This window comes from Oceanobacillus sp. FSL K6-0251 (assembly GCF_038004725.1).
Classification (GTDB): domain Bacteria; phylum Bacillota; class Bacilli; order Bacillales; family Amphibacillaceae; genus Oceanobacillus; species Oceanobacillus oncorhynchi.
This window is the reverse complement of sequence record NZ_JBBORS010000001.1, coordinates 2,135,972-2,161,816: the sequence shown is the minus strand read 5'-3', so window position 1 is coordinate 2,161,816 and position 25,845 is coordinate 2,135,972. Positions and strand designations below refer to the sequence as shown.

26 protein-coding genes, 1 other RNA gene and 1 riboswitch are annotated in these 25,845 nt (G+C 40.9%); of the genes, 4 read left to right on the top strand and 23 right to left on the bottom strand.

Going from position 1 to position 25,845, the window contains the following annotated elements; all coding sequences use genetic code 11:
• The 21 genes from MKY45_RS10965 to MKY45_RS10865 all read right to left on the bottom strand — a co-directional run bounded on the left by MKY45_RS10965 (position 1) and on the right by MKY45_RS10865 (position 19,332).
• Positions 1–1,194, bottom strand: a complete 1,194-nt coding sequence (locus tag MKY45_RS10965; RefSeq protein WP_256706211.1) for an aspartate aminotransferase family protein — start codon at positions 1,192–1,194, stop codon at positions 1–3.
• Entirely contained in the window at positions 1,187–1,984 is a 798-nt protein-coding gene (argB, locus tag MKY45_RS10960; protein WP_256706210.1) for an acetylglutamate kinase, read from the bottom strand. Before argB ends, MKY45_RS10965 begins: the two co-directional genes overlap by 8 nt.
• A gap of 9 nt (positions 1,985–1,993) precedes the next feature.
• Positions 1,994–3,214, bottom strand: a complete 1,221-nt coding sequence (gene argJ / locus MKY45_RS10955) for a bifunctional ornithine acetyltransferase/N-acetylglutamate synthase (RefSeq protein WP_042533740.1) — start codon at positions 3,212–3,214, stop codon at positions 1,994–1,996.
• Positions 3,215–3,250: 36 nt separating this feature from the next.
• Positions 3,251–4,288, bottom strand: a complete 1,038-nt coding sequence (argC, locus tag MKY45_RS10950; RefSeq protein WP_042533738.1) for an N-acetyl-gamma-glutamyl-phosphate reductase — start codon at positions 4,286–4,288, stop codon at positions 3,251–3,253.
• Positions 4,289–4,612: 324 nt separating this feature from the next.
• A complete protein-coding gene (locus tag MKY45_RS10945) occupies positions 4,613–5,581 on the bottom strand; it encodes an alpha/beta hydrolase (protein ID WP_042536207.1) in 969 nt (322 codons plus the stop codon).
• A 178-nt stretch (positions 5,582–5,759) separates the two neighbouring features.
• The gene (locus MKY45_RS10940; protein WP_193062034.1) at positions 5,760–6,872 is read right to left on the bottom strand and encodes an ABC transporter permease; all 1,113 of its coding nucleotides are present in this window, start codon (positions 6,870–6,872) and stop codon (positions 5,760–5,762) included.
• A complete protein-coding gene (locus MKY45_RS10935; protein ID WP_256706209.1) occupies positions 6,869–8,125 on the bottom strand; it encodes an ABC transporter permease in 1,257 nt (418 codons plus the stop codon). The genes MKY45_RS10940 and MKY45_RS10935 overlap by 4 nt, the downstream gene beginning before the upstream one ends.
• A 12-nt stretch (positions 8,126–8,137) precedes the next feature.
• Entirely contained in the window at positions 8,138–9,070 is a 933-nt protein-coding gene (locus MKY45_RS10930) for an ABC transporter ATP-binding protein (protein WP_042533733.1), read from the bottom strand.
• A 184-nt stretch (positions 9,071–9,254) separates the two neighbouring features.
• Complete coding sequence (locus MKY45_RS10925; RefSeq protein ID WP_256706208.1) at positions 9,255–10,070, bottom strand: cytochrome c oxidase assembly protein; 816 nt, start codon at positions 10,068–10,070, stop codon at positions 9,255–9,257.
• A gap of 113 nt (positions 10,071–10,183) precedes the next feature.
• On the bottom strand, positions 10,184–10,822 hold the full coding sequence (locus MKY45_RS10920) for a response regulator transcription factor (protein ID WP_193062030.1): 639 nt from the start codon (positions 10,820–10,822) through the stop codon (positions 10,184–10,186).
• 28 nt (positions 10,823–10,850) lie between these two features.
• Positions 10,851–11,924: a sensor histidine kinase gene (locus MKY45_RS10915; protein ID WP_256706207.1), complete on the bottom strand. Its 1,074-nt coding sequence runs from the start codon at positions 11,922–11,924 to the stop codon at positions 10,851–10,853.
• Between the two features lie 17 nt (positions 11,925–11,941).
• A complete protein-coding gene (locus MKY45_RS10910) occupies positions 11,942–12,457 on the bottom strand; it encodes a DNA-deoxyinosine glycosylase (protein ID WP_193062028.1) in 516 nt (171 codons plus the stop codon).
• Between the two features lie 53 nt (positions 12,458–12,510).
• On the bottom strand, positions 12,511–13,071 hold the full coding sequence (locus MKY45_RS10905) for a maltose acetyltransferase domain-containing protein (protein ID WP_256706206.1): 561 nt from the start codon (positions 13,069–13,071) through the stop codon (positions 12,511–12,513).
• Positions 13,071–13,469 carry a hypothetical protein gene (locus MKY45_RS10900; protein ID WP_042533726.1) on the bottom strand — a complete coding sequence of 133 codons (399 nt, stop codon included), beginning with the start codon at positions 13,467–13,469 and terminating at the stop codon, positions 13,071–13,073. Before MKY45_RS10900 ends, MKY45_RS10905 begins: the two co-directional genes overlap by 1 nt.
• Before the next feature lie 258 nt (positions 13,470–13,727).
• The gene (locus MKY45_RS10895) at positions 13,728–15,032 is read right to left on the bottom strand and encodes a nucleobase:cation symporter-2 family protein (protein ID WP_042533724.1); all 1,305 of its coding nucleotides are present in this window, start codon (positions 15,030–15,032) and stop codon (positions 13,728–13,730) included.
• Positions 15,029–15,616 carry a xanthine phosphoribosyltransferase gene (locus MKY45_RS10890; protein WP_042533723.1) on the bottom strand — a complete coding sequence of 196 codons (588 nt, stop codon included), beginning with the start codon at positions 15,614–15,616 and terminating at the stop codon, positions 15,029–15,031. The genes MKY45_RS10895 and MKY45_RS10890 overlap by 4 nt, the downstream gene beginning before the upstream one ends.
• A 114-nt stretch (positions 15,617–15,730) precedes the next feature.
• Positions 15,731–15,832: riboswitch (purine riboswitch) on the bottom strand.
• 107 nt (positions 15,833–15,939) lie between these two features.
• The gene (locus tag MKY45_RS10885; RefSeq protein WP_042533722.1) at positions 15,940–16,314 is read right to left on the bottom strand and encodes a VOC family protein; all 375 of its coding nucleotides are present in this window, start codon (positions 16,312–16,314) and stop codon (positions 15,940–15,942) included.
• A 171-nt stretch (positions 16,315–16,485) separates the two neighbouring features.
• On the bottom strand, positions 16,486–17,235 hold the full coding sequence (locus MKY45_RS10880) for an SDR family NAD(P)-dependent oxidoreductase (protein ID WP_042533721.1): 750 nt from the start codon (positions 17,233–17,235) through the stop codon (positions 16,486–16,488).
• A gap of 199 nt (positions 17,236–17,434) precedes the next feature.
• Positions 17,435–17,622, bottom strand: a non-coding RNA gene (gene ssrS / locus MKY45_RS10875) — 6S RNA.
• A gap of 132 nt (positions 17,623–17,754) precedes the next feature.
• Positions 17,755–18,369 carry a 3'-5' exonuclease gene (locus tag MKY45_RS10870; RefSeq protein ID WP_042533719.1) on the bottom strand — a complete coding sequence of 205 codons (615 nt, stop codon included), beginning with the start codon at positions 18,367–18,369 and terminating at the stop codon, positions 17,755–17,757.
• Positions 18,370–18,375: 6 nt separating this feature from the next.
• On the bottom strand, positions 18,376–19,332 hold the full coding sequence (locus tag MKY45_RS10865; RefSeq protein WP_256706204.1) for an MBL fold metallo-hydrolase: 957 nt from the start codon (positions 19,330–19,332) through the stop codon (positions 18,376–18,378).
• Positions 19,333–19,492: 160 nt separating this feature from the next.
• Between MKY45_RS10865 and MKY45_RS10860 the strand changes: the two genes are divergently transcribed.
• A complete protein-coding gene (locus tag MKY45_RS10860; RefSeq protein ID WP_212929126.1) occupies positions 19,493–19,699 on the top strand; it encodes a hypothetical protein in 207 nt (68 codons plus the stop codon).
• Between the two features lie 99 nt (positions 19,700–19,798).
• Here the strand turns inward: MKY45_RS10860 and MKY45_RS10855 are convergent, their stop codons facing one another.
• Positions 19,799–21,046, bottom strand: a complete 1,248-nt coding sequence (locus tag MKY45_RS10855) for a glutamate-5-semialdehyde dehydrogenase (protein WP_256706203.1) — start codon at positions 21,044–21,046, stop codon at positions 19,799–19,801.
• On the bottom strand, positions 21,043–22,161 hold the full coding sequence (gene proB, locus MKY45_RS10850) for a glutamate 5-kinase (protein WP_042533711.1): 1,119 nt from the start codon (positions 22,159–22,161) through the stop codon (positions 21,043–21,045). The genes MKY45_RS10855 and proB overlap by 4 nt, the downstream gene beginning before the upstream one ends.
• Positions 22,162–22,661: 500 nt before the next feature.
• Between proB and MKY45_RS10845 the strand changes: the two genes are divergently transcribed.
• From MKY45_RS10845 to MKY45_RS10835, 3 genes are all read left to right on the top strand, one after another.
• The gene (locus MKY45_RS10845) at positions 22,662–23,426 is read left to right on the top strand and encodes an NRDE family protein (protein WP_256706202.1); all 765 of its coding nucleotides are present in this window, start codon (positions 22,662–22,664) and stop codon (positions 23,424–23,426) included.
• A 64-nt stretch (positions 23,427–23,490) separates the two neighbouring features.
• A complete protein-coding gene (locus tag MKY45_RS10840; protein WP_256706201.1) occupies positions 23,491–24,834 on the top strand; it encodes a cytochrome ubiquinol oxidase subunit I in 1,344 nt (447 codons plus the stop codon).
• Positions 24,831–25,844 (top strand): cytochrome d ubiquinol oxidase subunit II, encoded by a 1,014-nt coding sequence (locus MKY45_RS10835; RefSeq protein WP_193062024.1) that lies wholly within the window; start codon positions 24,831–24,833, stop codon positions 25,842–25,844. Before MKY45_RS10840 ends, MKY45_RS10835 begins: the two co-directional genes overlap by 4 nt.
• The last annotated feature ends 1 nt before the right edge of the window (position 25,845 follow it).

Sequence of the window (25,845 nt, the reverse complement as noted above, 5' to 3'; positions counted from 1 at the left end):
TTATTCTCCCTTCTCCTCTATGTCTGCTGCAATAGCCGTTATCACTCCGATAAAAGTGAATAACTCTTCTTTCTCTGTTGTTAATGGAGGCAAAATACGCACGACATGCTCTCCTGCTGTTAATACAAGAACCTGTTTTTCTCTTAATTTCTCCACCCAGACCCCTGCTTTATTTTCAACTTCCAGCCCGATAAGAAATCCTTTTCCTCTTACCCCTGTAATAAGTGAATTGGTTTCAGCTATCTTCATTAACCCTTCAACTAACAGGGTGCAGTTTTCCTGTAAATCTTGTAAAAATGCCGGGTCTGCAATTTTCTCTAATGTAGCCAGCCCAGCTGTTGCTGCCAGCGGATTTCCCCCAAAGGTGCTGCCATGGGTTCCTGGTGAAAAACTGTCCGCAGCTTTACTTTTTGCTAGTAATGCTCCAATCGGGAAACCAGAGCCTAATCCTTTAGCCAAGGTGATAGCATCCGGCTCAATATCGTACTGTTCATAGGCAAACAAAGTACCCGTCCTGCCGACCCCAGTCTGAATTTCATCGACCATAAACAGAATATCTGCCTGCTTACAATAGTCATACAGTGCTTTTATCCACTCTGCATCCGCCGGATGAACGCCGCCTTCTCCCTGGACCAGCTCCAGTAAGACGCCCGCTGTTTTATCGGTATCTATTTGCTCCAGCGCTTCCGGCTGATTAAACGGCAAATAAGTAAAACCAGGTGTTAATGGGGTAAAGCCTTTATGGATTTTAGGCTGTGCAGTTGCAGCCATCGTATAACCGGTTCTTCCGTGAAAGGAGTTTGAAAAAGTAACAATCTCTGTTCTTTCCGGCTTCTGTTGGTCCTTTGCATATTTTTTAGCCAATTTGATTGCTGCTTCATTTGCTTCAGCACCGCTGTTACAGAAGAAGGCCTGATCAAAGCAGCTTAACGAAACTAACTTTTCTGCCAATGCTTCCTGCTGGGGAATCTGATACAAATTAGAAACATGCCATAAGTTCTCTAATTGCTCGGATAACTTTCCCTGTACATAATCCGGCACATGGCCTAAACTACATGTTGCAATCCCGGATGTATAGTCCAGGTATTTCACACCCTGGTCATCCCATACATAGCTTCCTTTTCCTTTTACAATAGTAAGCGGCAAACGCTGATAATTTTTCATTAATGCTGATGTTGTCATTGTATTAGACATGCTCAAACTCCTTTTCACTTAAAATCGTCCCTACTTTTTCTCCGTCTAAATATTTCAAAATATCATTAGGTTCTAATCCATTTAAAATAACCGATTCCTCTACGCCGCCCTGCAAGCTTGCCAACGCCGAACGCACCTTGGGAATCATGCCGCCATAAATGACGCCGGAATCAATCAATGCTTCAACATCTTTTTTGGTTAAATGGTGGTGGATTACTTCTTTTTGGTCGATTGTTTCCATCACACCCGGAATATTACTGATCAGAACAAGTTTACAGCCTAATGCCTCTGCTACTGCACCAGCCGCTGTATCGCCGTTAATATTGAAACGGGTTTCTCCCTCGCCTGCTGCAATCGGGGAAATAACAGGAATACCGCCTGCATCCAGAATCATGTCAATCCAGGACGTTTCCACCTTGGTAACCTCTCCGACAAAACCAAGCTTCCCATTTTGAATTTGTTTTGCCTGCAGCAGGTTGCCGTCCACTCCGCTAAGACCAATTGCTTTTCCATTTTGATTTTGAAAGGAACTGACAATCCGTTTATTAATGGTTCCGCTCATTACCATTTGCGCAACTTCTAACACTTCTTCCGTAGTAACCCGAAGCCCATCGACAAATGTACTTTCAATATTCATCTGCTCCAGCGCCTGATTGATTTCCGGACCGCCGCCGTGAACAATAACAGGTTCACAAATCTTTTTTTCTTTCAGCTCGATTAACAGCTCATAAAAAGCCTTTGGCAGCTCCTGCAAAATACTTCCGCCTACTTTAAATACTACTTTTGTCATTAGAACACCTCACGTTCGATAGGATGCGTTGATCTGTACGTAATCATAGGTTAAATCACAGCCCCAGACAGTTGCTTTCTCCACGCCGTCTGTTAACCCGATAAAAAGGTGAACCGTATCTTTAACCAATTCCTCTACACAATTCGGTTCATGGAAGGCAAGCAGCTGCCCTTCCTTAATAATCTGCTCTGATCCAATCGCAAGCGATAACCCCTGTTTATCAAATGCTACGCCGCTTGCACCTAGAGCACTGATGATTCTTCCCCAGTTGGCATCTTCACCATAAATTGCTGTTTTTACCAGACTGGAGCCAATCACTGCTTTCGCCATCTGCGCCGCTTCCTGCTCCGATCTAGCTCCTTCTAAACTTACTTCAACCAGCTTGGTTGCTCCCTCTCCGTCCTTAGCTATCATTTTTGCAAGCTCCCGGCTGACGAATTGCCACGCTTCCATAAATTGATGCCATTCCGGATGCTGTGGATGAAGTGTTTCATTATTCTGCATTCCGTTTGCTAAGATAAGTACCATATCATTCGTACTGCTGTCCCCGTCCACTGTAATACGATTAAAGGACTGATCGGTTATTTGTCTTAATCCCTGCTGGAGACTTTCCGTTTCTACGTTTGCATCGGTTGTAATAAAGGAAAGCATGGTCGCCATATTCGGGTGAATCATACCCGACCCTTTCGCAGCGCCGGCAATGGTGATGACTTTTCCATCTATTTCAACCTCGACAGCAATATGCTTCGTTTTCGTATCCGTTGTTAAAATGGCATGTTCAAAATCAACAGCTGCTTCACTCTCCCCAATACGGGCAATGGCTCCTTTAATAACATCCATTGGAAGCATCTCACCAATGACTCCCGTGGAGGCAACAGCCACTAAGGAAGAGTCAATTCCTATTTTTTTGGCTGTAAGCTGCTGCATTTCTAACGCATCCTGATAGCCTTGTTCACCTGTATACGAATTGGCATTAGCAGAATTGACAACGACTGCCTGCAGCTGGCCGGAATGCTTTAGTGCCTGCTGTGTTACATCCAGTGGGGCTGCCTGAAATGTATTCTGCGTATACACTCCCGCGGCATTTGCTGGTACATCGGAATAAAGCCAGCCGAAATCACGCTTAGATTTCCGCAGCCCTGCGTGTATGCCTCCTGCAGTAAATCCTTTAGGCTGATCAATATGTGCATTTTCTAAAATTTTAAATGACTTCGATAATGTATGTTCCACCTATGATTTTCCTCCTCAAAGTTGTTCTCTTTTAGATTATGGAAATACTGGAATAAACTCCAATCCCATTGTCTCATCCCATCCGTTCATCAGATTAGCATTATGAATTGCCTGGCCAGCTGCTCCTTTTACTAAATTATCAATCGCCGACGCTATCACAATGCTGTTTGTCCGCTCGTCTACATACGCTCCAATATCACAGTAATTACTGCCCGTTACCCCTTTTGTTGCCGGAAAATGACCTTCTGGCAAAATACGGACAAAGGATTTCTCCTGATAGTATTCCTGTAGATAATCTAAAATGGAGGCGGTGGTTTCCTGACTTTTCAAATCTGCATATATTGTGCATAACAGCCCTCTTGTCATTGGAATCAAATGCGTTGTAAAAGAAACCTTTACATCATTATCTGCAAATTGGGATGCATAACGTTCAATCTCCGGGATATGCTGATGCTGACCAATTTTATATGGAACAACATTTTCATTTGCTGAAGAGAAATGGGCTTTTTCACTTAAACCTTTTCCAGCTCCGGAAATCCCTGTTTTCGCATCGATGCGAATACCCTCTGTCTGAATTTTATTCCCATCAATAAGCGGGATTAATGCGGATAAAGCAGCAGTCGGGAAACAGCCCGGGTTAGAAATAATCGACGCTGATTTGATTTCCTCTGTAAAAATATCACTGAGTCCAAATACTGCTTTCTCCAGCACATCTGCAGAAGCAGGCTCTTTTCCATACCATTCCTTATATTCCTCTGAAGTAAGCCGGAAGTCGCCAGATAAATCGATACATTGAACGGAAGTATCCTGGAAAGAAGGAATAATATTTTTAGCGACACCAGCTGGGGCTGCTAAAAATAAAATATCAATCTCTTTTTCTAGCTCCTCGGTATTTAATGCTTCCATCTCTTTCGTAATAATACCGTTTAAATGCGGATAAGTAGCTGATAACTCCTCTCCTGCCTGTGATTGTGATATAATTTTAGTAATCTCGATTTCTTTATGTGATTGGAGAAGCCGGATAAGTTCAATCGCCCCATACCCGGTTCCGCCAATAATTGCTGCTTTCTTCAAAAACGCTCTCTCCCTTGTCTGAAAAATGAATTATTCATTATTATAAATTTTTATGTATGTTTATGCAAGGGAATTTATAAATATTAATGAAATTTCTTCAGATTAATTGTTTACTTGTATAATATATGAATAAAAAAGACACTGATCAAGCTTTATGATCAATGTCTTTTTCTTATCACACATCTTAAATAAATGGAATCCAAACCTTTGTATATCGGAGTTTTTGAAGCATCCTTAAATCAAGTTTCGTAGTATCTCAACTCAGATTCCTGTTATTTTCTCTTGTTTCTAACAGAAAAAAATTTATGCAGTCCTCCTGCATCCTCATTCAGCTTCCCGCACAAACCGTTCCAGAAAGCCATCCAATGTTTCCTTATATAATTCCTCATCTTTCACAAAGGACTCCCCGTGGCTCGCCTCATCCACAAGCAGAAGCTCCTTTTCACTTTTGGTATTTTCATAGAGCTCCTCTGTCATCTCAGTCGGCACAAAGACATCTTCTTTTCCATGAATATATAATATCGGAACTTCCGCTTTTGCAACTTGATCTAAAGCAGAGGCTTCCTTCAGCCCGTAACCGGCGCGCAGCTGTGTTACGAGACTGGTAGATGGGATAAACGGAAAGGAAGGCAAATGGAACATCCGGTCAATTTGGTAAGAGAATAATTCATTGACATCTGTATAAGAAGCATCCGCTACAACGGCTTTCACATTCGGCGGCAGTTCCTCCCCGCTTGCCATCAAAACAGAGGAGCCTCCCATGGAAACGCCATGTAATACAATTTCAGCATCATCACCCACACGTTCCATTACTTTATCAATCCAATCAAGCAAATCTAAACGGTCGTGCCAGCCAAAGCCGATATAATCTCCTTCACTCTCTCCATGTCCGCGCATATCCGCTGTAAAAATGTTATATCCTAAATCCTCATAATAATGCTGTCCGTATAAAGCCATATCTTTTCCGCGCCCTAAATAACCATGAGCAAAAATAACTACTTTGTTCGTAGGCTGTTCTGCTTCCAGATAATATCCTTGTAAATCAAGATTATCATAGGAAGTCTGATGCCAAGTTTCAAACGGCTGTTCATCCGACCAGTCCCGCCAATCACCTTCTAATAAAATATCCAGTGTCTCTGCTTCCACTTCCAGGTCATCATTATCGTTTAAAAAATCTTTTACATTCCTTTCAATGGCGAGGTTATAAAAGAAAATCGCAGCAGCAAAATTTATAATAAGGAGTATCAGCACAACTCCTGAAATAATCCAAATCCATTTCTTCTTTTTCTTCACACCCTGACCCTCTTTTCTATCTAACATTCTAACTACCTATTATACTAGAAATTCCCTGAAGTATATAATCCAAGTTATGGGAGAATGCCAGGAAATTTGTTTAATCGTACATACACAAATAAACGTATAAGGCTTTGTTAGCGCACAAAGCCTTATACGTTTTACACATGCTGTTTGATTAAATATGTCGTCTTTCCATTAAATGAATGCCTAGTCCGGTAAATAAGACAGTCATCAATGTTAAAATACTGATTGGCTGCAGGAGCTCTGTAAAGGAATAACCGTACACTGCTGCTCCCTGAATAATATCTAAACCATATTTGATTGGATTCAAATTTGCTAAAAACAGCAGGACAGGATTGCTGACAATTTCTAACGGCCAAAATGCGCCGCCAATCATGGCTAAACTTACTGTAATAATACTGATCGCTGCATTAAACTGCTCCACATTTTTAACAAGTGCTGTAATCAAAATAGACATAGCAACAATAGCTAAAGCATATGGAATCAGCATCAGTAAAATTTCAATCATTCGATCATTAAAGGTAATTCCCCGCCAGAAATAGAAGAAACTAAAAATAATTATAATTTGCAGATAGCCTTCTATAAAACTGTAAAACAGGTTCGCAATATACATTTCTGATTTCTTAATTGGCGATAAAATCATCCGGTCCCAGACACCCATTCTTTTTTCTGTCAGGATTTTGACTACCCCATACGCGATGGTATAAATAGCGAAAAATAATGCAAAGCCGCCCACACGATGTACATTATCATCATATTGCCAGGATTCCTCTCCTGAAAAGCTGTGTACCGACAAATCAAATGTACCTTCCGAGGCAGCTTCCTGGTAGGATGAAACGACTTGATCGGCTTCCATTCCTTCTGCGTCTGCTGCCTCCCGGATTAATGCCTCTTGCATATCTGTTGTATATACTTCCTGGACCGTCTGTTGGATCAGACCTGCATTCGGAGATTCTACTCCTACTAAAATATCAAAACGATCCACAGATAAGATAACGCCCGTATCTGCATCCCCTTCCCTTAACTCTTCTTGCAATGCTTCTTTATCAACTTCATAAAAACGAAAGGCTTCCTGCTCCTCCAGAGATTGCTGGTAATCACTTGCTCCATCTTCCACATAGACAGGAACTGGAATTCCACCGCCTCCTTCCCCTACATTTAAAGAAGAAATAACCCAGGCAAAGACAATCGACATTCCTGTAAAAAGGAGAAAAGTAAATGGATTACGAATAAACTCCCTTATCCGTGCTAATAATATGCCTTTCATCGTGTGGACCCCCTTTTTGGAAAGCTTATCGCAGCAACTATAATCATCAGAGCACCAAAACCAATCATGTAAATAAGATAATTCGAAATTTCCTCTATGCCGCTTCCCTGGAGTAACTGAATATAAGCACTTAATCCAGAGCCGTTCGGTGTCATATTACCGATACGCTGAATCATTTCCGATAATTCTCCAATCGGGAAAAAGCTCCCTCCGATAAATGCCAAAATAGAAGTAACAACCCCTGAGAAAAAGCCAACAATCGCATCTGATTTAAAACGATAGCTGATAGCCGTTAATAGTACGGTGATTCCACCTACTGCAACAGCATAGGAAAAGGTAGTTAACAAAAATGCCAGCACATCCTGAAATGTGACTTGGAAAACAACATAAGAAAAACCAAAAATAATCAATAGCTGAATAAAGGCAATGATCATACCAGAAATTAGGATACTGAAGAAGTACATCCATCTCGGCATATCACCGACAATAATACGGTCAAACACCTGATCCTGCCTTTCCCTGGTTGCAAAGAAACCAATGGTAGAAGCAACATATAACCCGGTAAAAACTGCCATGGCAACCGTATAATAATCACGAGAGGAAATCGGATCCAGCTGTTCAATCTGTGTCTGCTCGCCAACGTTTGAGGCAGCCTGCATTTCATTCATATCTACATCCAAATCATTTTGCTGCAGAAAGGCCTGCGTAGTCAGATTCTCATCAAATTGCTCCAAAATTTGTGATAAGACAGATGAATAGATTCCATCCTCCTGATTGACATGCAGCGTTAAATCTGGTTTGGCAGTGTCCTGCCCTGAGATAGCCTGCAGCATATCATAGGTGAAATTTTCTGGTACTTCGATTAAACCGGAAAAGGAATCATCCGCCAGCACATCTGCTTTTTCGTCTTCCTGTATAACCTCTAATTCAATCATTTCCTGCAAATCTTCCCCTTGAAAAATATCCTCCCGGAGCATCGTAATCATATGCAGGTCTTCGCTGTCACCAAACGCCTCTGCCGGCGCACCAATTGCTTCCATTTCATTGATAAATCGCTCGACCTGATCCGCTTCATCTTCATGCTCCAGCCAGGCTACTTTTAATTCAAGCTTTGGACTGCCGCTTTCCATAAACCCTGCCAATGCAAAGCTTAAAATAAGAATAAGGATAATCGGCAACCCCAGAAGTAAAAAAATCTGGACAGGATTACGCCATAGCAGGAGCAATTGTTTTTTAACTAGTTGAAATATCATAGCAATCCTCCTCTAATCACGTAATGCTCTTCCGGTTAAGTGCAGGAATACATCCTCCAGCGTTGGGGACTTCACATGCAGCGAGCGTAAAGAAATATCATATTTATCCGTCATCGAAATAATTTCAGAAAACAAATTGACTTCCTTTGGCGTAATTAATGTAATCTCTTTTTCTTCCACATGCACATTTGTCACCGATTCATGGTCCTTCAAACGGGCAATAAATGCTTCACTCCAATGGTCAGCCTGGATTGAAATCGTATTTTCGGAAGAAAGAATCTGCTTGATTTCCTCCTTCGTCCCAGAAGCAATTAAATTCCCCTGATCCATAATATAAATACGGTCACACAGATAATCTACTTCTTCCATGTAATGACTTGTATAGACGACCGTCATTTGATTTTCTTTGTTCAAACGTTTGACAGTCTCCAAAATATAGCTTCTGGATTGCGGGTCGATGCCGACAGTCGGTTCATCCATAATTAAAATTTGAGGGCTGTGGAGCATAGCTACCCCAATATTCAACCGTCTTTTCATCCCTCCGGAAAAAGACTCTACCAGCGCTTTTCGCTTCTCTGTTAAACCAATTTGCTCTAAAATCTCATTCACCCGCTGTTTTAAAGTTGAGCCCTTCAAACGATAAATTCTTCCAAAGAAAAGCAGGTTTTCTTCCGCCGATAACTGCGGATAAAGTGCGATTTCCTGCGGTACAACCCCAATGGCTTTCCGTAATGGAGATGGCTTTTTAATGACAGACTTTTTCAAAAACCGGACGTCTCCCTGTGTCGGCTCAATCAATGTAGAAAGGATAGAAATAGCCGTTGATTTACCAGCTCCGTTCGGACCGAGCAGACCGACGATTTCTCCCTGTTCAATAAACATATTTAATGCCTTTACTGCTTCTATTTTTTTAAAATGCTTTGAAATATCAACTAATTCCAGCATGTTAGCCCCTCCTGTCAAATCTACTTATATTTTATCGTCTTCCCGAGCAAAGCAACACTTTCCTCCGTCACTAATCGGATGGAAAAAAAGTGACTCCAGTCATTTTTTCATCCAACACTTCTTCTTTCCTTGCTTAACACAAAAACAGCAGAACTGATTTTCAGCTCTGCTGTCATTAAGTAATTCATCCTTTTTCATTTTTAAATTGCCTTTGAGACCAAACCAGCGTAATAACGAATACGAGTGCGATGCTGAACAGAAAAATCAAAATTCCCATCTGCTGCTCATAAACCGGGTCAAAAGGCAGAAAACCAATATAGAATTCATCCGGCATTTGCAAATCGACCGGAATACATACGCGTAAGGACTCTAGAAAAACAGCCGGATCCTTGTAGGTTTGATAAATGCCTGAACCTGCTAAAAGACCATAAAAGCAATAGGGTAAGAATGCAGATATTTGAACGGCCGTTGCATACCATCTGACACGATTATTCAGCCAATAATAGAAAAATGCAGCCCAGAAATTCAATGCAGCCAAAAACAGACACATCATAAAGAAATGATTCCAGTACAGCTCTATACGGGCAATATCAAACATAAATGGCAGATGATAACCGTAAAAAAAGACCGTCAGCAGGGTAATAGCTACTGCAGGCTTCCGGAAATAAGCAAGTGCGCTTTGTATCCAGCTGATTTTTTCACTGATCCACGATTTTGGCCTCCATCCAATAACAAGCAAGGGAGCCGCAACAAAAAGTAAACCGACAATTTGATACATATGTGCCTGCAGGGTCAGCCTGCCAATAATATTTAATGGACTTCCCACAGACAAAAATAAGACAACCATGCCGAAGAGAAAAGAGATAATATAAAGCATACCGCTCTTTCCCTTGGAAGGAATCATAAAAAAATAACAAACAATCATAAATGCACAAAACAAAAAGATTCCGCCATTCCACAGGGTTGAAAAATGAAATTCATCTAAAAATATTGCAATCATCTCTTCTTCACCAAACTTTTATTTAAGGTTACTTCTATTTTAAATTATGTAACGGCGGACTTCAGCAGGGAATTCGTACAATTTCTTGACATTCGTTCTTGAAACTTCCTCATTTACGAAATATCATGAGTAACCGCATAAATGGCAAGCTGCGTCCGGTCACGTAAATCAGTCTTTTGCAGAATAACAGAAATATGATTTTTTATCGTTCCTATAGAAAGATACAATTCAGCAGCGATTTCTTTATTCGTTTTTCCCTGTCCAACCTTCTGAATAATTGCTCTTTCCCTTTCTGTTAGCTCAATATTTGCTGCAGCGCTTGTTTTTTTAGATTGCTTTAACAATCTCGGCATTACTTTCGCGGTCACCTCATCATGCAGCACCAAGCCGCCTTTCATCACGCTGTAAACTGCTTCAATAAGCTTTTTGCCGTCAGAGGTTTTCAACAAAAAACCGCTTGCTCCTTCATTCAGTGCTTTCAGTGCATATTCATCGTCATTAAAGGTCGTCAGAATGAGAATAGGCACATCCGGCCACCGCTCTTTGATTTTTCTAGTCGCCTCAATACCGTTCATATCCGGCATCCGGATGTCCATAAAAACAATGTCAACACGATGCGCGCTCATCTTTTCCATCGCCTCGATGCCATTACTTGCTTCACAGCTTATCCGAATTTGCTCATCCTGCTCCAAGATCATACGCAGCCCTTGACGTACGATTTCCTGATCCTCCACAAGCATCACGTGGAACATACATTATCATCTCCTTCCGTCATCAATATCAGCTGGGAATCCTTCCTGATAAAACAAACTTATCAGGTAACTGAAGAATCTCTAATTTCCCATCGAATTCCTCCACACGACTTTGCATATTTGTCAGACCAAATCCTGGTTCATATGCTTTTACTTGATGTATTTTATTACTGATTTCAAAATGGATTGCCTTATCTGCAGATTTACTTAAAGTTACAAAAACCTCACGGCTGTTGGCATGACGCATGGCATTGGTAATCCCTTCCTGAATCACCCGATAAAGAACAACACTTTTAGCATTAGAAATCGGCACGGATAAAACCCCGTTCTTCATCGTGAAATGCACATTCAAATGACTTTCACTTTCCAACTTCCGAATCAGCTGGACGACCGTTGCGATACCTTCCGATTCCTCCACTTTTAAAGCTTTGACAGCATCCCTGGTTTCCTGCAGGCTTCTGTTTGCCAATTCCTTCATCTGTCCAACTTCCAGCTCTGGATATTGAATCGACAGCATCTCTATCTGCATCATTAATGCAGTCAAATGATGTCCGACAGAATCATGCATATCTCTGGCGATACGTGCTCTTTCCTCTGTTTTTGCATTTTTCTCCGCATCCACATGCTGCCGTTTCAGCTGCCTGTAGGAATCATTCAACTCCTCGTATAAACGCTTATAATACTGGTTATGACTCCATTGCTGATGCAGAAGAATGCTTATTATCAAAATAAAAATGCTTCCAAGAAATAATTCAAGGGAAATCGATGAAAAAAAAGAAAAGAACATACACGCTGCTATTGCTGCAGCTGACAGCGTATAATATGCCAGTGTTTCTACCTGCCTGGCAGCTAACACCAGCAAAAACCATATTAAACTGATAGAAAATAAAACATTTTCCGAGAAAAAGAAACCGGCGCATAGAATAATGATGGTATTGCCTAAGAAAAGATACAGATTCTTCGTTCGAAACGATAAGAGAAAGAAAAAAGCCAGACTCAGTGCAAATAAAAAGAAATGATAAGGGATAAATGTACTGTTAAATAAGAGTAATCCAACCCATAATATTGAAAAAAACAGAAATTGCAGCCAAAATTGTTTCATCCTGTCCCCCTCTGGATTTACGACCTTATATCCTCTAAATAGGTAGTAACTACACGCCAGACTTCTATCTTCTCTTCAAATGTTTTATTATATTTTCCGGGAACAGGGCTTGTAGAAGGAAGCTTTATCACATCGATTTCCTGTTGGAGCGCCGGAGCAATAAACTTATGGAACATTTGATATGCTTTTGTTCCATTACAAGCGATCAGCTGAATAGAAGGATATGCCTTTAAAAGTCCTGCAATATCATTCGGCTCTTCTTCTTCAATATGCATATCCAGACTTCCTTGCCGATAGCAATAGCCGACAGTATCCCATAACGCCAAGTGATGCTTTTTCATTAAATGTAATTTTTCAGAATACGTATCTGCGGCTCTTTCATTTAAAATATGATACATAATCGGCCAGAAATGATTTCTGGGATTTCCATAATATTCTTGTTCTTTTAATGACTTTTTACTTGGCATGGAACCGACAATCAGCACTCTAGGCTGATTACCGATAACCGGCGCAAATGATTGAAGCTTATCCATGATAGCCCTCCCCCTGAACCCTGTTTTTAAAAGATTGTTTAACAAACACATCTTTACAATTCTACACTTTTAATAAACTTAGCCGGATTTCCTCCGTAAACAACGTTTGCAGGAACATCCTTTGTTACGACAGAGCCTGAAGCAATCACTGCATTATCTCCAATCGTTACACCAGGATTAATGATTGCCCCGCCGCCAATCCATACATTATCACCTATGGTTACTGCCTTACCAAATTCTTTTCCGGAGTTACGCTCTACGGGATTGATTGGATGCGTTGCTGTATAAATATGTACACCTGGGGCCAGCATGCAATTGTCACCAATTCGTATCGGGCAAACATCTAACATAACACAGTTAAAGTTTGCATAAAAATTTTCCCCAACATGAATGTTAAAACCATAATCACAATGAAAATCAGGTTCAATAAACAGAGATCCCTCTGTTGAGCCAAATATTTCTTTCAGACAGCTTGTCCGTCTTACCGTATCATCCTCTGTCAGCCCGTTATAATAACGCATCATCTTTCTGACATGCAGCCGGTCCTTTACTAATTCACTATCTCCCGGATTATATATTTCCCCTGCCTGCATCTTCTCTCTTTCTGTTGTCATTACATCTCCTCTTTCATTTTGTTTTTGTCCTGTTTCCGAACACGGTTTTTAACCCATTGAATCATTCTTTTTACTTTGGGGAACAGAAACTCATATAGCCGCTTAAATTCTGCACCAAATAAGACCCAAAAAAGGATATACAGATGCCCTAATAAGAGAAAGACTCCTATACCGCTTCTTCCTCTGGCCTGCTGCCATATATATGCTATTTCATTCATACCCTCTGGACGATTAATGCTATATAGAAAGCCTGCAAGCGGTAATAACAGAGATAAAATAATAGCTAGAACGGCCAACACTTCAAATCGTCTTCTCACCCATTGGATAATACCAATCATCAATGCAGCTGATATAACCAGACCGTAGATAAGGAGCGTGCCGTTTGATAAATCAGTCATCCCGATGACTCCTCCTTCCATTTTTCAAGGAAAACTTGACATTCATTAAAGGAGCGTTGAAATCATATTTTTACTTTCTTAGAATCCCTTATACGCTTCATATCATGTCCAACATACGTTATTCCTTAAATTCTCTATACATTCTTAAAATACATGAAAATATATACTTCGATTTTAGCGTAACCCGGTCTTGAATTCCAGTAATCTTTGAAACAACAATTAAAAAACTGCCACCGAAGTGACAGTTTTAATGCTTATTTAAGATACTTCTTCAGCAAGCTCTCTTGTTCCAGTAACCTGCTTTTCTTTTTTACGCCGCGGTGTCATATTGAAAATTATATTTAATACAATCGCAGTAACACTTCCTGCAACAATGCCGTTGCTGGTTAAAATTTGCAATGAGTTTGGAAGTACATCAAATAATTCCGGCACGACTGTCACACCGAGACCCATTCCAATTGAACAAGCAATAATCATGGAATTCTCCGGCGACTCGGATATTACAGCACCAAGCATTTTTATGCCTTGTGCAACAACCATTCCAAACATCGCTAACATCGCTCCGCCCAGCACAGAGGTCGGAATAATCGTTGTCACGGCAGCAATCTTAGGGACAAATCCCAATACAATCAGCATCACCCCGGTAATCACAATGACACGTCTTTTTTTCACACCTGTCATCTGCATCAAACCGACGTTTTGAGAAAAGGCTGTGTACTGAAATGCGTTAAAGATTCCTCCAAGGAAAATCGCTAATCCCTCTGCACGATACCCTCTGGATAAATCTTTTTCATTTAATTTTTTATCCGTAATATCACCTAATGCAAAATAAACACCTGTTGATTCGACCAGTGACACCATCGCAACTAAAATCATTGTAATAATTGCCGACCATTCAAAGGTCGGTGTCCCAAAGTAAAATGGATGAACCATATGGAAATAAGAAGCCTCTGCAACAGCTGAAAAATCAACTCTTCCCATAAATGCAGCTGCAATCGTTCCTGCACCTAAACCAATCAGGATGGAAATGGATTTTAAAAATCCTGTTGTAAACCGGTACATTAAAATAATAAATAATAATGTTCCAAATCCAAGCGCGATATGCGCAGTTGATCCGAAATCGCCTGCTCCTTCTCCGCCGCCCAGATTATTAATGGCTACAGGAATCAAGGTAATTCCGATAATCGTTACAACGGAACCGGTAACGACTGGCGGAAAAAAGCGAACCAGCTTTCCAAAAAATCCGCTCACGACGACGACAAATAACCCGGATACAATAATCGCACCGTATATCGCCGTGATGCCATACTGTCCGCCGATAGCAATCATAGGAGCAACTGCGGTAAAGGTACACCCTAAGACAACCGGAAGTCCGATACCGATAAATTTGCTGTTTAATACTTGCAGCAGTGTCGCCACGCCGCACATTAAAATATCAATTGCTACCAAGTACGTTAATTGCTCTGTACTCAGTCCGAGAGCATCCCCGACAATCAGCGGAACTAAAATTGCTCCTGCATACATTGCTAATAGGTGCTGGAAACCTAATGCTGCCATTTTCATTGCCTGAGAGCCTCCTCTTTAAAAGCCACCTGATTATTTTCTAAGGAGTCAATAATAGCCAACGATTCTACTTTAATTCCTTTATCACGAAGTGCCTGTCCACCTTCTTGAAAGCCTTTTTCAATGACGATGCCGATACCGGCAACATCCGCCTTTGCCTGCTCTGCAATATCTATTAACCCAAGTGCTGCCTGGCCATTAGCCAGGAAATCATCAATAACCAGCAGGTTGTCGCCCTCTTTAATAAAATCATGGGAAACAGAAACCTTGCTTGTCGTCTGTTTTGTAAATGAATAAACCTCAGCAGTTAAGAGATTATCTGTTAACGTCAACGATTGACGTTTCCTTGCAAATATAACCGGAACACCAAGCTCCAGCCCTGCCATCGTCGCAGGAGCAATGCCTGAAGATTCCAACGTAAGAATTTTAGTTATCTTTTTGTCACGGAATCGATTCGCGAATTCCTTCCCGATTTCCTGCATTAATACAGGATCAACTTGATGATTTAAAAAAGCATCTACTTTTAACACGCTATCTGATAATACTTTTCCTTCTGTTACAATTTTTTCTTTTAGTAAATCCATGAATGATTCCTCCTAAAGTATTAAAAAGCCCGAAAATCTACCATGGAAAAAGTAGATTTTCGAGCTTTTTGTCGAATAATCAAGCAAGCGTGCATTGTTTTCAGACATAATACAAGCTTTTTAATACTTTTCCATAGTCAGTTTATTTACGGTAAACCGGTAGAAACTTGCAGGCCGTATCCCCACGATTATATGAAAAATATTCATTTTTGGGTTGAGTTAAAAAATAAAGAATGCCTATAGTATAGCACGTACAATCACAAAAACAAGCATAAGGGAAAAATTAAAATCTTTCTAATAATTCCGATTAAAAAATGCCTTTCTTATTTATTCTCCCATTCCAAAAATTCCAGCCTGTTTCCAAACGGGTCCTTGATATAGAATCTTCGCGCATTCGGAAGTTTACTGTCTCTTTTTGTCGGAAAGCCGGCATTTTCTAAATAAGTTTGCAACGCGTCGATTCCTGATACACTAAAAGCAGGATGTGCTTTTTTCATAGGGGAAAATGGTTCCTCGATTCCAATATGAAGCGCGATGTCTCCCTTGTTAAACCAGACCCCTCCATTTGCCTTTAGCGACTCCGGTTTTTCTTCTTCTGCAAACCCTAAAATATCACGGTAGAACTTTTTCGCTGTTTCCTCCGAACCCTTTGGTGCAGAAAGCTGAATATGATCTAATTTTTCTAATTGAAATGTCATGTTTGCTCTTCCTCCTTTGGATTGAAAGCTTATATCAAGCATAGCAGGATGAGGCGAAAAGTAAAAATCGTATTTTTGAATCTATTTGTATTTGTTTTACTTATTGGATAAAAGCTGCTAATCTCCCCCCAATGAAAAAAATCTCCCTGTATCAGGAGACTTTTATTCAAATTATACACTTGTATATCCGCCGTCAACCAGCAAGCTTGCCCCTGTAATGAAAGAAGCTTCCTCACTTGCCAAGAATAGAACGGCATTCGCTACTTCCTCTGGTTTCCCAAGTCTTCCAATAGGATGAAGTCTTATTAAATCTTGCTTTGCTTCATCTGGCGCATCTTTGAGTAATGGCGTATCAATATAGCCAGGATTGACATTATTGATTCGGATTCCTTTTGCTGCATATTCTGCTGTAGCTGTCTGAGTCAGCAGCTTCACCCCGCCTTTTGCAGCAGCATAGGCGCTGACCCCGGCTTTGCCGACAAAGCCATGGATTGAATCGTTATTTACAATGGCGCCGCCCTTTTCTTGTTTTAACATTTGCTTAATCGCATATTTATTCGTTAGAAATACGCCTGTTAAATTAACGTCGATTACCTTCTGCCAATCCTTTAAAGACAATTCATGCAGGATTGTGCTGTTCCCGATTCCTGCATTTGCAAAAACGATGTCTAGACGGTCATATGCGGCAACTGTTTCCTGTATTAATTTTTGAATATCCACTTCATTAGTCACATCCGTTTGGATAAAAGTTGTCTTCAGTCCCTTATGATTGAGTTCATCTGACAGCTGTCTCCCTTTCTCGGACATATCAGAGAGTACTACCTTGGCACCCTGTTCAGCAAATTTCACCGCAGTTGCTTCTCCAATCCCGCTTGCTGCGCCTGTTACAATCACTACCTTATCATCAAATCGACTTGTCATTTTCAATACATCCTTTCTGTACTTCAGTTCAATTCATTAAATCGTATTGTTTCCAAGTCGGAAAAAGATAACCATTTTTTCCAAACTGATGCTAATGACAATGCAAATTTTCTCTTTCACCTTAATGAAAGAGAGCTTATTTAAAAATATAAAAATCCCGGGAGCGAGGCCGCTGCCGGGATAGGATAATAAATTATGTATACAGGCCACATTTGCCGTACCATGCAATAAAAAGTTTTAAACCACCACTTCGCAAAGTGGGTGTCCGCAGAAACCTTCCTGTCTTCCATTCCTTTATGACGGCTCGACATTTCAATTTCGATGTAAAACTCCCTATTCCAACATTAGAGGTTAAAACTTTTATTGATACGAACAATGTAGCTTGTAGAATTTATCATACGCCTTTTTTCTAAAAAAAGCAATGATAAGGATAGCCTAATTTTTTCTTTTTAAACAGTTAAAAAGTAACCATCTTTTTTGATTTCTGATATCAATTCCTGTGAAATCAAATTCTATTTTTTATAAATACAGCTTCGTTGATCCCCGCCCTGTCTTATTTTTAGAGCCTGTTTTGGGATAGCTTCGGCGTTTGCTAGCTTTTGACGCCAGCCATCTTTCTAAAAAGTGTTCCGCATTCCCATCCTGCTGTGCTTCCAGAGCCTTCATCAAAATAAACGCAGAAGCCTTTGCATCTTCTAAAGCGTGGTGATGAATTAATGGAATATCATGATAATCAGCTACTGTATGCAAGCGGTGATTTTCTAAATGTGGCCATACACGCTGGGATATTTTCACAGTGCATAAGGAAGTAAAGTCAGGATGTCTTAAATCATATTTTAATAGCGATTGACGCAGCACACTCATGTCAAAACTGGCATTATGCGCTACTATAATATGCCCTTCCAGTTTTTCATACAAGGCAGGCCACAGGTCTTCGAAAGTAGGCGCATCCTGCACGTCATCCTCTCTGATACCGTGAATCCGGATATTCATACTGCGAAAATCACTCATCGGGTTGATCAGGGAGTAATACTCGTCCAAAATCTCCTGCTCATCAAAACGGACCACACCTATTGAACAGGCACTGTTTCTTTTTTCATTGGCTGTTTCAAAATCAATTGCTGCAAACTTCATCTGTTATCAGCTCCTAATAGCTTGTAAATCTTTGGCCGGTAGTTCGTAAAAATTCTTCCCTTTTTTAGTCTGCACGTTTATTTTTGACTGTTCCTCTAAATAAATCAATCGTGTCAAGGTCGCCATAAATTGACTGGCAAAGGCAAGACTTTTCATCGGACCATACGCTTTTGTTGTTAATTTAAAAGCAGTCATTTCTTCCTCTTCCATCAGCTCCAATAATTGCTGCAGCCGTTTTTCATGACGTTGGAATATATCTGTTATCCGTTCATTTAGGTCTTCAATGATATCACCATGCCCCGGCAACGCCTGGCGTACCTGATAGCCCTTCAATAGCTCCAGTGCTTCAAAATAAGCTTCCAGCGCATTGTGTTCCTCTCCCATCCATAACCCGATTACCGGGGAAAGATGGTTTAATACATGATCACCAATAATCATCATTTCTGTTTCCGGCTGATAGAAGCAATAATGATCAGGTGCGTGGCCAGGCGTCCATATCGTCTGGTATGACCGGTTTCCGAGTGTTATTTCATCATTATCTTCAAAAAATCCATTCGGCTCAAATTTATAAATATGGGATTCATCTCTTATTTTTAAAGGAATCGGCGGAGCTCCATGTTTTTTGATTAAACGCTTTATTCGATTTTTACGAGCTTTCGCATCTCTTCCCTTATGCATTTCTTCATAACCGCGCCTGGACACATACACAGGAATTTCATAGATTTCTTGAAACCAGCGAGCTAAGCCGATATGATCCTCATGCGTATGTGTTAGCACAAGCTTTTCAATTTTATACTTACTTAGAACACGCTCCCATAAAGCTTTTGTTTCTGGTGCATGGATTCCTGTATCAATCACGGTATAACCATTGTCGCCTTTGATAAGATAACTGTTTACCTCTCCCATAGCCCCTTTAAACCGGACAACAAGACGGTAAATGTCATCTGTTATTTGCTCTAGCATGTCGAACCTCTCTTTTCTGCATCCTTTATATTGTTATTCTATCGCGATTTCCTGCTTTTGCAAACTGAAAGATACTGACAATTGGCAATGACTTGGTGTCCAGCCTTTAAAGAATAACCAATTACTGGTAGTCTAAATAAGGTGAAAGGAGCGGATAAAATTGAAAAAAGATACATTGAATATTATCTTTGCAATTATCGTTTGCACTACGATTATTACCATTGGGAGTATTTTGGCTATACAAATTAATAACAATCATAAAGCGAACGAGCTGATTATTGAAAAGTGTATGGAGAACTTGCATGAAGAAGAAAGTGTTACATTGGAAAAAGAAGGGCTCTGGTCTCCCGTAGTCTGTGAAAAATAATGTTGAAATTCAAATAAAAGCAGTTCATTTTAGCATATTTAATTTAGTGTTCTTCACAAAAGAAAGGGAGCGAAAACCGCTCCCTTCTACATTTATCTCTTATTCCCGAATTTGCCCTTCACCGGAAACAATAAATTTATTCGATGTTAATGCTTTTAAGCCCATTGGCCCTCTCGCATGCAGCTTTTGTGTGCTGATGCCAATTTCTGCACCAAACCCGAATTCAAAGCCATCCGTAAAGCGCGTAGAAGCATTATGGTACACCGTTGTTGCATCTACTTTTTGCTTGAAAGTTTCAGCGTGAGCTGCCGTTTCTGTAATAATTGCTTCTGAATGCTTCGTGCCATACGTATTAATATGATCAATTGCTTCATGCACATCCGCTACGGTTTTCACACTGATTTCTAAACCAAGATACTCCGTTCTCCAGTCTTCCTCTGCCGCCTCTTGAACAAAAGGTATCTTTTCTACAACACGTGCATCGCCATGAACTGTAACGCCCTGTTCCATCAAGGAAGCGATTAAATCATTTCCGTGCTGTTCAAACCAATCTGATTGAATAAGCAGCGATTCAATCGAATTACACACAGATGGTCTCTGCAGCTTCGCATTTAAAGTAATTTCCTTTGCCATCTCCGGATTTGCTGTATCATCAATATAAGCATGGCAGTTTCCGGCACCTGTTTCGATTACTGGAACACGTGACTCTCTGACAACGGTATCAATCAGGTTTTTCCCTCCACGCGGGATAAGCACGTCTAAATATGCGTTTAATCGAAATAGTTCACTTGCGGTTTCTCTGCTTGTATCCTCAATTAATTGAATCGCATCAGGAATAACCGCACTGTCTTCCAATGCTTCATGGATTACCTTGACAATTGCCAAATTGGAATGAATCGCAGATGAGCTGCCTCGTAGGATAATGGCATTTCCTGTTTTAACAGCAAGTGTTGCTGCATCAACAGTGACATTTGGTCTTGCTTCGTAAATCATGCCGACAACGCCGATTGGGACACGTGTATTAATAATCTTTAGGCCATTATCCTTTTCAATCGTTTCAAGTACTTCGCCGATTGGATCAGTTAAATCAATAATTTGCAGAATCGCATCCGCAATGTCAGCAATACGCTGTTGATTTAATTCCACACGGTCAAGCAGTGACGCAGACAAACCTTTCTCTTTTCCAGCCTGGATATCCAATCGATTGGCTGCAAGAATCGCTTCCTCATTTTCTCTCAAACCATTGGCAATTTTTAATAATGCTTCATTTTTTTCCTTCGTCGTGCATGTTCCAATTTGATAACTGGCTTTTTTAGCAAGCTTTCCTTTTTCGATTACTTCACTCATGATAATTCCCCTTTCATTGTCTCAAATGATACCCACTTATCACGGTGGATCACCTCAATTGTCGGTACAGCGTGAATATAATCTGATTCACGCAATTTCATAACGGCATCTAATTCTTCGGAGGAACATTTCACCTGTCCTCTCCCTAATAAAGCGGACTTTCCATAAACCTCGACAACATCCCCTTTTACAAAATAGCCCTCCACCGCCGTAATACCTGGGGAAAGCAAACTGCTGCCATGATACATTAAGGCTTTTTCTGCCCCTTCATCTATAACTACCCGGCCATCTAAATCCGAATGCAGGGAAATCCATTGTTTATTCGCCGGTAAATGCGCTTTTCTTTCACTGTCGATATAGGTGCCGTCGCCCTTCCCATCTAAAATAGCTGCCAGCTTCTCTTTTCCGTAACCCCGTCCAATAAATACCGGAATGCCCACGGAAGATGCCATTTTCGCAGCCATCAGCTTCGACTTCATCCCGCCTGTCCCTACTTTGGAGCCAGTCGCGTCTGTTTGTGCAATCAGCTCTGTGCTGAGCTTCATTAAATGGTCATAGCGTGTTGCGTCCGGATGTCTAGTGGGATTTTTATCATATATGCCATTGATATCAGTTAAAAGAATTAAATGATCCGCATGAATTAAACCGCCTACTAATGCAGAAAGCATATCGTTATCTCCAAACGTAAGCTCGTCAATGGCAATCGTATCATTTTCATTGATAATCGGGATGACCCGCCGCTCCAGCAATTCTTCCATTGTCGCATAAGCATTTCGATATCTCCCCTGATCAGAAAAATCACTTCTGGTCAAAAGGATTTGAGCAGCAGTAATATTGTATTCTTTTAGCTTTTCCATATAGGTCTGAATCAGCAGACCCTGACCGACTGCCGCTGCAGCCTGCTTTCCTTTTTGCGTAACAGGTCTTGAAGAATAGCCCAGCTGCTTAAACCCTGCAGCAATTGCTCCCGAGGAAACCAAAATCACTTCCATATTATTCTGATGAAGCAGCGCGAGGGCATGCACATGATCCTCCAGCTGCTGTTGGTCAATTTCCCCATGCGTATTAGTTAACGAGCTGCTTCCTATTTTAACGACAATACGTTTTGCTGCCATTGTCATCCCACCTCTCACTTTCTAAAAACATTTCAACCAGGCAATAAAAAAACTCCTCCATCCCTTATAAACAGAAGGGACGAAAGAGTTTACTTCCGCGGTACCACCACAACTTAAATACGATTCTTTAACTGCGCCCGCCTGGACAACCGTATTTCACTTATTCCGAGATAACGTTCGGAAGACGCTTATGTTTTGCATAAGACTGATAAAGGCAGGTTCAGTAAATCAACAATGAGGAATCTCACAGCATTGGACAAATGCAATTAAAATTTGCTTCTATCCTCTGATTCCATCTCTGTCATTGTGACGGCTTACTTACTAGTCCTTCCATAACGTTCGATGTATTGATATTAATTATTATCAGATTTTTTCTCGTTGTCAATAGAGAAATGCATTTTATTTCAGGGAATGCGATAACATTGATTCTAAAATATCAGAAAAGTATACTGAAGACAAGCTATTCATTCGATATTAAAAGAAAAAGGAGGAGCTATTCCATGTGCTTAATCACCTTTGCCTATCATGCACATCCAAAATATAAATTCATTTTACTCAGTAACCGGGATGAATTTTTTCATAGACCAACGCTCCCGGCAGCTTTTTGGGATGACATGCCGGATATTCTGGCCGGCAGAGATTTGCTCCAGCTGGGAACCTGGCTGGCCGTTTCCAAGCAGGGAAAATTTGCTGCGGTGACCAATTATCGGGACCCTTCTCTTCCAGCATCTAAGACATTTTCCCGCGGAGAACTCCCGGTAGATTTTTTGTTACAGAATTTTGACGGGGAATTGTTTTTAGAGCAGCTTTCAAAAAATCGTCATAACTACGCCGGATATAACATTCTTTTCGGTGACAAGGACACTTTGTATCACTATAATAATGTGTATAATCAGGGTTCTAAGATAAAAGCAGGGGTTCATGGATTAAGCAACGATACGCTAAATACCCCCTGGCCAAAAGTCGAACATTCTAAAAAGGAACTGACGGATTATATTCAGTCACACCCGGAAATGAAAACAGAAGATTTATTACACAGCTTACAAAACAGGACACAAGCTGACAGCGAACTTCTGCCCCAGACAGGGATTCGTGCAGATTTAGAAAAAGCATTGTCTTCCATCTTTATCGAAACACCTGATTATGGCACCCGAGCATCCACTATTGTACTCATCGATCACCATAACAAGCTGACCTTTATTGAAAAAACGTATGATCAGGAGGAATTTCTTCAGCAATATGAATTTTTGACAGAATCTGATTAAAACTGTATACACAGGGAATGTTAAAAAATAGAGTAAAAAAACACATAATAGAGGAGGTTGACCCATGACCTTATTTGAGGATCCGGCGTATGCCAGCCGAATGCTGACGCTGTTGACATTATCATTTCATATTATTTATGCCACAATCGGTGTCGGTGTTCCTTTAATGATTATGATTGCCCAATGGATCGGGATCAAAAATAACGATAATCATTACCTGTTGATGGCCAGACGCTGGGCGAAAGGATTTGTTGTTACCGTTGCTGTCGGAGTAGTAACAGGTACGATTATCGGACTTCAATTATCTCTGCTGTGGCCGAGCTTTATGGAATTAGCAGGAAATATTATCGCGATGCCATTATTTATGGAAGTGTTCGCCTTTTTCTTTGAAGCGATTTTCTTAGGAATTTATTTATATACATGGGATCGTTTTGACAATCCGAAAAAACACTTGCTTTTATTGATTCCGGTAGCTGTCGGCGGCGGTATGTCAGCTTATTTTATCACCGTGGTGAATTCATTTATGAACAGCCCGGCAGGCTTTGACATCATAGGCGGAGATTTGATTAATGCGAATCCGGTTCTGGCCATGTTTACTGTATCCATGCCGACTAAGGTTGCTCATGTGCTGTCTACAGCCTATATGACGATTGCCTTTATGTTCGCTGCGATTGCGGCATTCCGGCTGCTTCAAAAGAAAAATCAGGAGTATCATAAAAAGTCCCTGCATATGGCTATGAAGATTGGTTTAATCTTTGCAATCGCAACAGCTTTGATCGGTGATTTATCCGGTAAATACTTAGCAGAATATCAGCCCGAAAAGCTGGCTGCGGCAGAATGGCATTTTGAGACAAGCACGGAAGCGCCATTAGTGATGTGGGGCGTGTTAGATGAAAATAATGAAGCCAATTATGCCCTGCATATTCCTTATGCCTTGAGTATTCTTGCACATGGCTTCCCGAGTTCAGAAGTAACCGGTCTGGAGGAATTTCCGGCGGAAGAACAGCCTCCGCTCGTCATCCATTATTTCTTTGATACGATGGTCACCATCGGGATGTTTATGATTGCCTTATCTCTGCTTTACTGGTTTGGAATGCGGAGAAAATGGGCGTTCGTTGAAAAAACATGGTACCGCTGGCTGATCGTCGCAGGCGGACCGCTCTCCTTCTTAGCCATTGAAGCCGGCTGGTGGATGGCGGAAGTCGGGCGCCAGCCATGGATTTTAAGAGGGCTGATGACCATTGAGGAAGCTGCTACAACAAGTGATTATGTCGGCTGGATGTTTTTGTTATTTGCCATCCTTTACCTTATTCTGGGTGTCGGAACGGTTGTTGTATTAACGTATATGTTCCGGAAAAACCCGGTTGAAAAAGATTTAGAACGTATGCAAGGTGGTGACGAATCATGATATTAGAAATTATCGGTATTTCCGTACTCTGGTTATTCTTATTTGGTTATATCATTGTTGGATCCATTGATTACGGAGCTGGCTTTTTCAATGCCTACAGCATCGTTACCGGAAAGCAGCATATTCTTTCGAAAATCATTCAGCGTTACCTGTCCCCTGTCTGGGAGGTTACCAATGTATTCTTTGTCTTCTTCTTTGTCGGAATCGTCGGCTTCTTCCCGCAGTCTGCTTACTATTTCGGAACCATTTTACTGATTCCGGGCAGCTTGGCACTGATTTTACTGGCAATACGGGGTTCTTATTATGCATTTGAATCCTACGGAAAACAGGGGCATAAAGGATATGCCATTATGTACGGGCTGTCCGGGTTGCTTATTCCGGCTTCCCTGTCGATTGTTCTGACCATTTCGGAGGGCGGCTTTGTCTTTATGGAGGATGGAAATCCGGTCTTAGATTACAGCGCCCTGTTTTTCAGCCCGTTAACCTGGTCCATTGTTGTTTTAAGTATTGTGGCTGTGCTATATATCTCAGCAGTGTTCTTAACCTGGTATGCAAATGAAACAGGCGATATGGATGCAACAAACTTAATGAGAAAGTACGCATTAGGCTGGTCCATTCCTTTGATTATTGCCGCTTCAGGAATAATTGTCGAGCTTTACTTCCATAACGAAGCTCATTTTGCAAATCTCTTAAGTCTCTGGTGGATGTTTGCCGTTTCCTTTGTGTTATGGATATTGACCGTCATCCTGATTTGGAAGCGCCGAAATTATGGAATAGCATTTTGGCTCCTTACCGGACAATTTGCCTTTGCTTTCTTCGGTTACGGGATAGCCCATTATCCATACCTTTTATACCCTCATATCAGCATTCATGAAGGGTTTACCAATCCGGCAATGGCCATCTCGCTTATCGTTGTCTTTATCTTAGGTATGGCGCTTTTAGTTCCGTCTCTGTATTTATTGTTAAAGCTATTCCTGTTTGATAAAAACTATATTAAAGGAAAGAAGTGAT